A 10,571-nucleotide genomic window follows, 5' to 3' on the forward strand; every position below is an offset into this window, starting at 1 on the left:
GTAGCCGGGGGCGTACTGCGGTGCGGCCGGGGGCTGCACGCGATTGGCACCGGCCGGGGGCTGGACGCGGCCCGCGCCCGCCGGGGCGGGGGTGTCGTAGTGGATGGTGGCGAAGCCGGGTTTGGCTGCGCCGGTGGAGATCTCCTCGGTGCGGGTGTTGGGGGAGGGGATCACTTCCGTGGCGGCCGTCGGCGGGGCGGCGTCGGCAGGGGCGTCCTCAGGCGGCTTGGGTGCGGACTGGTCGGCCGGGTTCTTGCCTGGGGCGGTGTCGTTCTTGCCGGGGGCGGTGTCCGGTGACTGCGCGGCGGGACGGGCTGCCGGGTTGGCAGCACCCTGCGGCTGCTGGTCGTCTTTCTGGTCGGACACGCGCTGCACCCCTCGCTTCGGCGGAACTGTGATTCGACGGTCAGCCTACTGAGCAATTCCGGCGGCGGTGCAGAATGATCGGCATGACCTCCTTCGGTGATCTGCTCGGACCGCAGCCGGTCCTCCTTCCGGAAAACATCGAGGCGGAGGACGCGCTGCTGCAGAATCAGGACCCGGTGCAGGTCGCCGCGGCGCATCCGACGGCCTCCATCGCCTGGGCGCACCTCGCCGAAGCCGCCCTGGCGCGCGGCGAAAACGCCGACGGCGAGGTCAATCACGACATCATCTCCGCCTACGCCTTCGCCCGCACCGGCTACCACCGCGGCCTGGACCTGTTGCGCCGCAACGGCTGGAAGGGCTTCGGCCCGGTGCCGTGGAGCCACGAACCCAACCAGGGCTTCCTGCGCAGTGTCGGCGTGCTCGCCAAGGCCGCCCGCGCCATCGGCGAGACCGAGGAGTACGCGCGCTGCCTCGACCTGCTCGAGGACTGCGACCCGCGCGCCGCCGGCGAGCTCGGCCTCGACTGAATTGAGCAGCGGCCTAGGCGAAACCCTCGACGCTGCCCGCGAGAGCAGCGTCACCCGCATGCGCCGTGCCGCCGGGCGCGTCCGGTCCTCCATCCTGCCGATCGCCCAGTGCGCGATCGGCGCGGGCGTGGCGTGGTTCATCGCGCATCAGGTGATCGGCCACGAACGCCCGTTCTTCGCCCCGATGGCCGCCATGATCTCCATCGGCGTCTCCTTCGGCGCGCGACTACGCCGCTCGATCGAGTTGATCGTCGGCGTGGCGGTCGGCATCGGCGTCGGTGACCTGTTCGTCTCCCAGGTCGGCACCGGCACCTGGCAGATCGTGGTCCTGGTGGTGATCGCCATGTGCGCGGCGGTCTTCCTCGACGGCGGCCCGGTGATCACCATGCAGGCGGCCAGTTCCGCGGTCCTGGTGGCGACGCTCTACCCGCCGGGCCAGGGCGGCGCCGCGCTGCGCATGATCGACGCGCTGGTCGGCGGCCTGGTCGGCATCGTCGTCGTGGCCGCGATTCCCTTGCATCCGGTGCGCCGCGCCCGGGAACAGGCGGCGGGCATCCTCGAGGTGATGGGCACCGCGCTCACCGAATGCGCGGACGGACTGCTCGAGCAGGATTCCGACAAGATCAAGAAGGCGCTGGAGGCTGCACGCGGCACCCAGAGCGCGATCGATTCGCTGCGCAATACCCTCGAGGGCAGCCGCGAGATCATTCGAATCTCCCCGCTGTACTGGAACTCCCGCGCCCGCCTGCAACGCCTGCGCGAGGCAGCCGACCCGCTCGACAACGCCATCCGCAACACCCGCGTGCTGCTGCGCCGCGCCCTCACCTCGGTCCGTGACGACGAGGTCCTCAACCCGGGCCTGATCGTCGAGGTCGAGAAGCTCGGTCAAGCCGTCGACGTGGTGCGCCGCATGATGCTCGCCGACCCGGACGAGAAGCCGGACCCGGCCGAGGCCACCCGCGTCCTGCGGACGGTCGGCAAGGGCGCGACCAAGAACCTGGTGGACGGCGCGGGCCTGTCGGCGCACGTGGTCTTCGCCCAATTGCGTTCCATCGTGGTCGATCTGATGCAGGTGTGCGGCATGCGCCGCCTGTCCGCCATGGCCCTGCTGCCCCCGACCGTCCCGCATCCCTACGTCACGCCGGTCGACTGATCCGCGGGTAGCCGCGTTGATCTTCGAGTAGTCCGCTACTCGCGTCGAACCGCTTGCGCGCCTCTACCGTTCGTAGACAAGCCGGACTTACGAGGGGTAGTCCGGTGGGACTCGCAGCCGCTGCCGCTGCGAAGGGGGCCGCCCGGCAACCGGGTCGTCCGGGCGGCCCATCCAGCGGATCCTCAGCGCCAGAAGCGGGTCAGCAGATCGCCGCGCCCCCACCAGTAACTGGGCACGCCCGACAGGCTGAACAGCTGGTCGATGAAGTCGAAGAACAAACGGTTCAGCTCGGGTGTGAACAGCAGCGCGAACAGGATCAGAATGCCGTACGGCTTGAACTGATCCAGCGAACGCCGAGTCTGATAGCTCAGCGACGGTTCCAGAATCCCGTATCCGTCGGTGCCGGGAATCGGGATGAGGTTCAGCACGGTCGCCGTAATCTGCAGGAACGCAAGGTAACTGAGCCCGTACCAGAATGAGGGGTGCGAGGTCGTGCTGCCGAACAGGCGCACGATCACCAGCAGCACGATCGCGCAGACGGCATTGACCGCCGGACCCGCGCCGCTCAGCGTCCGCTGCGTGCGCGGACTGAAATTGTGCGAGTGCACGTACACCGCGCCACCCGGCAACGCGAACCCGCCGAGCGCGATGAAAACGACCGGCAGCGCGATCGACAACAACGGGTGGCTGTACTTCAGCGGATTGAGCGTCAGATACCCGCGCATCTCGACATCCCGGTCCCCGGCTCGCCACGCCACATACGCGTGCGCGAACTCGTGCAGGCAGACCGTCACGATCCAGCCCGCGACAACCAGGATGAAGACCCCGAATTTCGCCTGCTGCGATCGGTACTCGGCATCCCAGGCGAGCGCTCCGCCCAGCACCGTCACCACCACGACGAGCAGGAACACCGGACTGGGCCGGACCGCTCCGGACGCTCGTCCCACCGCACGCGGGTAATTCACCTGACTACTCCCAACTGGTCGGCTCGTCTGTTCCGCCGAGTCCCATTCTGGGGGTGAATCAGCGAACCAGCAGCCAAGGCTCGTGGTGTCGATAGAACGTGGACCGCTTGACCACCCGCTCACCGGTGATCCCGTCGCGGGTGACGATCGCGCCGCTGGTGCCCAGCTGCATCGCACGCCCCTCGACCCAGCGCTTCTTACGCAGTCCGCGCTGCACCGTGGCGTGCAGGCCCGGCATCTCCAGCATCGGCGAAACCTGCAGTGCCGCGACCTTTCCGGTGAACAGCCGGGTGTCGTCGACGTACGCCTCGCCCTCGAGTTTCGCGCCCGCCTCGCCGACCAGGGTGGCGCGGCCGATGAGCACGGTGCCGGTGTCGTCGCGAATCAGCGGGGTCTCGCGCGGCTTGCCCTCGAGCGCGCGCTTGGCGGCCGCCGAGCCGGTGCCGGTGTCGTAGGCGCGGGAACCGTAGGTGCGGTCGATGGGCACGTAACCGATTTCGACGCCGAGGCGTTCGGTGCGCATCAGGTGGGTCAGCACGGCCGCGAGGCCGGCGTCCTCACCGAGCACGATCAGCCGGGGCAGGCTGTCGGCGGCCATCACCGGAAGCAACTCGTCCAGCGCGCTCGGGTCCGGAATGGCCGCGGTCTGGGTGAGTGGAAGGGAGGCCAGCGCAATCGGTACGGGTGCGCCGTCGCAGCGGAGAACATGGGTACTCAACTGCCGAACACCCTCCTCTGGCTTGCCAACACGACACCCACCTCGCTGTACTCCCATGGACCCCCGGCCGGTCCCCTCTCCCCGTGCCACCATAGCTCTGTCTCATTTGCTGTGCTGCCCGCGTCATGTCTCATTTGCCCTACGCTTCGTCCCCGTTTCGGCTCCGAGCCCGGGGCGGCCCTGGCGAACTGCGGGTATGCCCTTCCGGGTGACGTGTGACCCATCCCGTAAAGTGTCCCTACGGCCACCGCCTTCTGACGGCGGGTAGCTGCAGCAACGTAGGGGCTGCGCGTCGAACCCGTAGGAGACACTCACATGCCGGCAATCGTGCTGATCGGCGCCCAGTGGGGCGACGAGGGCAAGGGCAAGGCAACCGATCTGCTCGGCGATCGGGTCCAGTGGGTAGTTCGATACCAGGGCGGCAACAACGCGGGACACACCGTGGTGCTGCCGAACGGTGAGAGCTTCGCCCTGCACCTGATCCCGTCCGGCATCCTCACCCCCGATGTGACCAACGTCATCGGCAATGGCGTCGTGGTCGATCCGGGCGTGCTGCTGGCCGAACTCGCCGGTCTGGAAGAGCGCGGTGTGGACACCTCCCGCCTGCTGCTCTCGGCCGACGCGCACCTGATCATGCCGTACCACGTGGCCATCGATAAGGTCACCGAACGCTTCCTCGGCAACAAGAAGATCGGCACCACCGGCCGCGGCATCGGCCCCTGCTATCAGGACAAGGTCGCCCGCGTCGGCGTCCGGGTGGCCGACGTGCTGGACGAGAAGATCCTCACCCAGAAGGTCGAGGCCGCACTGGAATTCAAGAACCAGGTGCTGGTGAAGATCTACAACCGCCGCGCGCTGGACCCGCAGCAGGTGGTGGACGAGGTGCTGGAGAAGGCCGAGGGCTTCAAGCACCGCATCGCCGATTCCCGCCTGCTGCTCAACCAGGCGCTGGAGCGCGACGAGATCGTGCTGCTGGAGGGTTCGCAGGGCACCCTGCTGGACGTCGACCACGGCACGTACCCGTACGTGACCTCCTCCAACCCGACCGCCGGTGGCGCGGCCGTGGGCGCGGGCGTCGGCCCGAACAAGATCACCACGGTGCTCGGCATCCTGAAGGCGTACACCACCCGCGTCGGCTCCGGCCCGTTCCCGACCGAACTCTTCGACGAGTCCGGCACCTACTTGGCCAAGACCGGCGGCGAGGTCGGCGTCACCACCGGCCGCGCGCGCCGCACCGGCTGGTTCGACGCCGTGATCGCCCGCTACGCCACCCGCGTCAACGGCATCACCGACTACTTCCTCACCAAGCTGGACGTCCTCTCCAGCCTGGACACCGTCCCGATCTGCGTGGCCTACGAGATCGACGGCGAGCGCGTCGAGCAGATGCCCACCACCCAGACCGACTTCCACCACGCCCGGCCCATCTACGAGGAGATGCCCGGCTGGTGGGAGGACATCTCGGGTTGCCGCACCTTCGAGGAGCTGCCCGCGAACGCCCAGGCGTACGTCAAGCGCCTGGAAGAGCTGTCCGGCGCGCGTGTTTCGTGCATCGGCGTCGGCCCCGGCCGCGACCAGACCATCGTCCGCCACGACATCATCGGCTGAGTGGCCCTGAGGCGCTGAACAATTCGGCCCCACCGCGTGTGACGCGGTGGGGCCGAACCCTTTTCCGGTGGGGTCAGTACGTGATGAGCGGGGCCAATGGGTCGGCGGCGTGGGGGGTGAGGCCCTGGTAGGCGGCGGCGATGGACTTCACGGCCACGCGGATGTCGGATTCCTCGTGGGTGAAGGGGAGGCGGATGAAGCGTTCGAACGCGCCCTGGACGCCGAAACGTGGTCCGGCGGCGAGCAATACGCCGTGGTTGGGGGCGGTGGCGGCGAGGGCGGTGGAGACCGGGGTGGGGAGCTGGGCCCACAGGGACATGCCGCCCGCGCTCTCGGTGGCGTGCCAGTCGGGGAGTTCCTCGGCGAGGGATTCCAGCAGCACTGCACGGCGGGAACGCAGTTGGGCGCGGCGGGTGGTGAGGATTTCGTCGGCGTGCCGGAGCAGGTGCACTGTCGCCAGCTGATCCATCACCGGGGTGCCGAGGTCGACCGTGGAACGGGTGCCCAGAAGTTTGGTGATGAGAGCCTGATTGGCGCGCACCCAGCCGACGCGCAGGCCGCCCCAGAACGACTTGGACGCCGAGCCGATCGTGACGATCTCCGAGCCGCGTGCGAAAGCCGCTGCCGGGGGCGGTGATTCGAGATCCGACAGGTTCAGGTCGACCATGGACTCGTCGACGATCACCGTCATGCGGGTCTCGCGGGCGATGGCGGCCAGCTCGGCCCGGCCCTCGGCATCGAGCAGATGACCGGTGGGATTGTTGAAGTCCGGGATCAGATAGGCGACGCTCGCGGCGGTCTGCCGTGCGGCACTGCGGATTCCGTCCAGATCCCAGCCGTCGGGGCGCATCGGCACCGGCACCGGGCGGGCGCCGACATCGCGGATCGCCTCGATCGCGTTCGGGTAGGTGGGGTGCTCGATCAGCACCCGCTCGGCGGGCGTGGTGAGCACATTGAGCAGCAGGCGCAGGCCGTGCTGCGCGCCGAGGGTGATCAGGATCTGATCCGGTTCGGTGGGCAGGCCGCGCTCGGTGTAGCGGCGGGCCAGCGCCTCGCGCAGCATGAGCACGCCCACCGGGTCCATGCCGTGGGTGCCCAGATACGTCGGAAGCCCTTGCAGCGCAAAAGAGTATGCCTCGGTCATCTGCGGCGGGGCGGCCATGGCGGCATAGGTCATGTCGACGGTGGCCAGTTCCGGCTGCGCCATCATGGCGAGAATGCTGCGGGCCGGTTTCGCGCCGTCGTGCACCACGGTCGGCGGCAGTGCGACGGTACTGCGCGAACCCTGACGGCTGATCAGGTAGCCGTGCTCGCGCAGCAGGGTGTACGCGGAGGTGACGGTGGTGCGGCTGACCTCGAGGGTGGTGGCCAGATCGCGTTCGCTGGGCAGCGCCACGCCCAGGGGCGCGCGGCCGTCGTGAATGAGCAGCCGGATGCTCTCGGCCAATGCCACATACGCGGGCCGCGCTGACCGCTTGGCAGCGCCGGACTGGGCGTTGCCGCCGGCCCCTGATTGGGCACTGTCGGTGGACCCGGATTCGTCGTTCCGCCACCGGCCCAGGTCGCGCGTCAGGCTGGCCGCGCCGATCACTCGTGTCGCCATAAAGGCCAGTATCGGGGTACTGGATATTTTCTTCAAGTCCAAGGGGAGGCCACTATGGGCCTATGGTCGCTCTGCTCGTCTCCCTCCTGGTCGTCGCCGTCTTCGCCGGTCTCGTGTACCGGTACGCACCCAAGTCCGATGAGCGCTGGGGCGTGCTGCTCGAGCGTTATCGCCCGCATGCTCCCATGTCGGACTGGTCGGTCGCCGAATATGAAGCGTCCCGCCAATATTCGGACCTGGCCGCCATCGCCACCCAGCGTCCCGAACACTGCCCGCCGACCCCGGTCCGCCGTTTCCGTCGCGGCGTGCCCGCGGTCGCGGCCCTGTCCACCATTCCTTGCCGAGGAGAATCGGTCCAGTTCTAGTCAACTGGCCTCGAATTCGGGAAGTGTCGGTGCCACGGTGCACACTGGCCTCATGTCCGCCCCGGCTCGCCCCCAGGCGTCGGCCGCGCTCTTCGACACCGCGATAGGCACCTGTGCCATCGCCTGGAGCGCCACCGGCGTCCTGCGTTTCGCCCTCCCCGACCCCGACCCGGCGACCACCCGCACCTACATCCTGCGCAACCACCGCCTGGTCGAAATCCACGAGGCCGACCCCACCCCCGACATCACCGAGGCCATCGCCCGCATCCAGGCCCACCTCTCCGGCGACCTCGACGACCTCCGCTGGATTGCCCTGGACACCACCCGTTTCAACGATTTCGACCGAGCCGTCTACGAGGTCACCCGAGCCATCGACCCCGGCCACACCCTCAACTACGGCGCGGTCGCCAACGCCATCGGTGCACCCGGCGGCGCCCAGGCCGTAGGCCAATCCCTGGGCCGCAACCCGATTCCCCTGATCATCCCCTGCCACCGAGTCCTGGCCGCCGACCACGCCCTGCACGGCTTCTCCGCCCCCGGCGGCATCACCACCAAACAGCACCTGCTCGAGATCGAACGCACTCCAGGCTTCGGCGAACCCACCCTCTTCTGAGGAGGGCCGACCGGCCCGGCGTATTCACGCCCGGTTCAGGGAGCGACCGTCGGGAACCACGCGGTGCGACGGTGGTGCGGCCGGAATCGGCCCGCCCACAGCGGATTGGATTCGTCGCGGCGGTAGACGGTGAGCCGGCCCGCCACGGCGAAGCGGAGGCTGGTGGCGGTTCCCGCCACCTCGCCGTCGGTGGCCAGCCGCTCCGCAGTGGGCAGCCGGACAACGAGATTCGGGGTGAGACGCTCGCCGTAGACCTTGCTGCGGCCGATCGTCGACGTCAGCAGGGCGGCGATGGCGCGGGTGCGCGACCACGGCAGATCGGCGCGCAGCCAGCGGACGTCGAGCAGGCCGCTGTCGAGGATGGCGCGGAAGGCCGGAACCGCGCCGCGCGGGTGATAGGGGCCGTTGCCGACGAAGACGAACCACACCAGGCGGCGGTCCCCGTCGAGATCGATCTCCAGCGGCTGCGACCGGGTCAGCGTCACCGCCAGTGCCGCCGCGAAAGCCGGCCACTTGCCCCAGCGCCGCTGCCACCGCTCACGCAGCCGGACCAGGTCGGGATACGCGCCGATACTGGCGGTGTTGATGAGATTCCGGGTGCGGAGCTCGCTCCCGTCGCCGTAGTCGACGCGCACGATGTCGACCGACACCGCCTCCCCGACCGAGGTGGCGTCCACCACCTCCAGCAGGTCGTACACGCCGAGATCGCGGGCGAAGTGGTTGAGGGTGCCGGTGGGCACCACCGCGAGGGGCAGGCCGTGCCGCAACGCGACCGCGGCGACGGAGGCCACCGTGCCGTCACCGCCCGCCACGCCGAGTGCGGTCACCGGTTCGGCGCTCGTGGCCATGGCCTCCTCCAACAGGTCCGCGACATCGCGATCCGGTTGGGTGCGCAGCAGGACGGCCGCCGGGAGGGCCGCGGCGATGTCCGCGGCGGGATCGTAGTCCGGGTCGCCAGCCACCGGATTCACCAGCAGCAGTAGACCTTTGCCGTCCGGCAGCAGCGGCGCTTCCCGCAGCGTCGCGCGGGCCTCGTCCGACTCGCGCACCGGCCACCAGCGCCGAGTCGCCAGGGCCACCCCGGCACCGACCGCCGAACCGACCAGCACATCGGAACCCCAGTGCGCACCCGTGTGCACCCGCGAATAGGCGACCGCCGCCGCGACCGGTGCGAGAACCTTTGCCGCGCGCGGGCTTTCCAGGCCGACCGCGGTCACGAACGCGGCCGCCGCCGCACTGTGCCCGGAGGGAAACGACGACGAGCGCGGCGCGGGGGTCAAACGCCGATGCGCTGGCAGCAGACTCGCGGCGGGACGGCGACGCGCGAAAAGCGTCTTGAGCACGGCGTTGACGGTGAAACTCGCGCCCGCGACGGAAATCACCCCGCGTACGGCGGCCCGGCGCGGCGTGCCCGGCCGGCTAGCCATCGCGGCGGCGCACACCATCCACAGCGCGCTGTGATCAGCACTCGTCGTGAGCCGCAGCAGCCCCCGATCCGCCGACGATGGGGGCAGCCCGGCCACCACCCGGGTGACCGCCCGATCGAACCGGCCGACCCGATGCAGATGCCTTCTCGCCCAAGAACTCACCCGACCGACCTTAACCCGCACCCCCCGAAGCGAGCATCGCCGCAACCCGGCTCAGGCCGCTATGAGCACGCCCGCACCGCGAGACCGGATGGCTATTGGCCTGCCTTGACGATAGGCCCGTAATACACGAACGGTGCTCCGGTACCTGCGCATTCGACCCAGACGTCGGCGCCCGGCGTGAAGCGCAGATAGATGGGCTCCGGCCCCAGCGTGTACTGCATCAGCCCCGGCGACTGCTGGAAGAACGGCGGCTGGAAGCTCCACCCGGTGCACTCCCACCACTCGCCAGGCGCCGTGTCCATCTTGATCACGCCGCCCGGCTCGGTCGAGATGACCGGCGGCGTCGCTCCCGCGACCGGAGCGCCGATGAAGCCGAGACCGATGAAGGCGCCCGTCGCCGCGACCGCCCCGAGTTTCGTTGACATACGCATCTTTTGGTTCTCCTTTGATACCGAGCACACTGCCGGCCAGGACGCCGACGCCCGCTCGAGCGGGCGTTCTGATGAAGTCGGCTGTCAGTTCTCGGTTCTGATGACGTGGTTCCAGTCCAGCTCCGGGTGAACCAGGACGTTCAGGTCCAGGGGCATCACCCAGGACCGGGTGCAGAACACCCACACGTCCGAGCCGGGGGTGAAGGTCATTCGCCCCGTGACCGGGCCACGCAGGACGCCGCTGGTCGGCGCGCTGTTGACGAACGGCGGTTGCAGGCTCCAGCCGCCGCAGGTCCAGGACTCGTCGGGCGCGATGTCCGCGCGAATGACGCCGCCCGGCTCGGTCGAGATGACCGGCGCGGTGGCGGAGGCGGCCTGGGTGGCGAGCCCGCCGCCCGCGACCATGGCCCCGGCGATTGCGGCCATGCGTAGTGCTGTCCTCATGAGATTCCTTGTGTTCGTGGATCGTTGCGGGTCTCGGACGGGCGGCGCGGCGATAGCTGTTTCACCGCACCGCGCCCGTCAGCTACAGGGCGCCGCCGAGGAAGCCGCCGACCGCGCCACCGGCGACGCCTCCGGCAAGGCCACCGGCCGCAGCGGCGGGGATGCCTGCCACGGCCGCACCGGCCGCGGCGC

The 10,571-nt window shown here is 69.5% G+C and carries 12 protein-coding genes and 1 pseudogene; 6 read left to right on the plus strand and 7 right to left on the minus strand.

Annotated elements, in window-relative coordinates:
* A pseudogene (locus tag ACWELQ_RS25405) lies at positions 1 to 366 on the minus strand (hypothetical protein); the annotation flags it as partial.
* Positions 367 to 449: 83 nt separating this feature from the next.
* On the opposite strand from ACWELQ_RS25405, the gene ACWELQ_RS25410 reads away from it, so the two are divergent.
* On the plus strand, positions 450 to 893 hold the full coding sequence (locus ACWELQ_RS25410) for a DUF3151 domain-containing protein (protein ID WP_452399553.1): 444 nt from the start codon (positions 450 to 452) through the stop codon (positions 891 to 893).
* A 58-nt stretch (positions 894 to 951) separates the two neighbouring features.
* Complete coding sequence (locus ACWELQ_RS25415; protein WP_452399563.1) at positions 952 to 2,046, plus strand: FUSC family protein; 1,095 nt, start codon at positions 952 to 954, stop codon at positions 2,044 to 2,046.
* 182 nt (positions 2,047 to 2,228) lie between these two features.
* Here the strand turns inward: ACWELQ_RS25415 and ACWELQ_RS25420 are convergent, their stop codons facing one another.
* Positions 2,229 to 3,011 carry a site-2 protease family protein gene (locus ACWELQ_RS25420; RefSeq protein ID WP_452399554.1) on the minus strand — a complete coding sequence of 261 codons (783 nt, stop codon included), beginning with the start codon at positions 3,009 to 3,011 and terminating at the stop codon, positions 2,229 to 2,231.
* Between the two features lie 58 nt (positions 3,012 to 3,069).
* The gene (locus ACWELQ_RS25425) at positions 3,070 to 3,729 is read right to left on the minus strand and encodes a hypothetical protein (RefSeq protein WP_452399555.1); all 660 of its coding nucleotides are present in this window, start codon (positions 3,727 to 3,729) and stop codon (positions 3,070 to 3,072) included.
* Between the two features lie 315 nt (positions 3,730 to 4,044).
* Between ACWELQ_RS25425 and ACWELQ_RS25430 the strand changes: the two genes are divergently transcribed.
* The gene (locus tag ACWELQ_RS25430; protein ID WP_452399556.1) at positions 4,045 to 5,334 is read left to right on the plus strand and encodes an adenylosuccinate synthase; all 1,290 of its coding nucleotides are present in this window, start codon (positions 4,045 to 4,047) and stop codon (positions 5,332 to 5,334) included.
* Between the two features lie 73 nt (positions 5,335 to 5,407).
* Here the strand turns inward: ACWELQ_RS25430 and yczR are convergent, their stop codons facing one another.
* Positions 5,408 to 6,937, minus strand: coding sequence for a MocR-like transcription factor YczR (gene yczR, locus ACWELQ_RS25435; protein ID WP_452399557.1), 1,530 nt, complete (start codon positions 6,935 to 6,937; stop codon positions 5,408 to 5,410).
* A gap of 62 nt (positions 6,938 to 6,999) precedes the next feature.
* Here yczR and ACWELQ_RS25440 point away from each other — a divergent pair, with 62 nt between their 5' ends.
* On the plus strand, positions 7,000 to 7,302 hold the full coding sequence (locus ACWELQ_RS25440) for a hypothetical protein (protein ID WP_452399558.1): 303 nt from the start codon (positions 7,000 to 7,002) through the stop codon (positions 7,300 to 7,302).
* Between the two features lie 52 nt (positions 7,303 to 7,354).
* Positions 7,355 to 7,915, plus strand: coding sequence for a methylated-DNA--[protein]-cysteine S-methyltransferase (locus tag ACWELQ_RS25445; protein WP_452399559.1), 561 nt, complete (start codon positions 7,355 to 7,357; stop codon positions 7,913 to 7,915).
* Positions 7,916 to 7,950: 35 nt separating this feature from the next.
* Here ACWELQ_RS25445 and ACWELQ_RS25450 read toward each other — a convergent pair whose 3' ends face one another.
* From ACWELQ_RS25450 to ACWELQ_RS25460, 3 genes are all read right to left on the minus strand, one after another.
* On the minus strand, positions 7,951 to 9,504 hold the full coding sequence (locus ACWELQ_RS25450; protein ID WP_452399560.1) for a phosphatase PAP2 family protein: 1,554 nt from the start codon (positions 9,502 to 9,504) through the stop codon (positions 7,951 to 7,953).
* A gap of 92 nt (positions 9,505 to 9,596) precedes the next feature.
* Positions 9,597 to 9,929 carry a hypothetical protein gene (locus ACWELQ_RS25455; protein ID WP_452399561.1) on the minus strand — a complete coding sequence of 111 codons (333 nt, stop codon included), beginning with the start codon at positions 9,927 to 9,929 and terminating at the stop codon, positions 9,597 to 9,599.
* 90 nt (positions 9,930 to 10,019) lie between these two features.
* Positions 10,020 to 10,379, minus strand: coding sequence for a hypothetical protein (locus tag ACWELQ_RS25460; RefSeq protein WP_379358524.1), 360 nt, complete (start codon positions 10,377 to 10,379; stop codon positions 10,020 to 10,022).
* Between ACWELQ_RS25460 and ACWELQ_RS25465 the strand changes: the two genes are divergently transcribed.
* Positions 10,378 to 10,571, plus strand: a 194-nt coding sequence (locus ACWELQ_RS25465) for a hypothetical protein (RefSeq protein ID WP_452399562.1), incomplete at its 3' end; no start/stop codon positions are given. The two genes, ACWELQ_RS25460 and ACWELQ_RS25465, sit on opposite strands and share 2 nt — an antisense overlap.

This window comes from Nocardia sp. NPDC004722 (assembly GCF_053601505.1).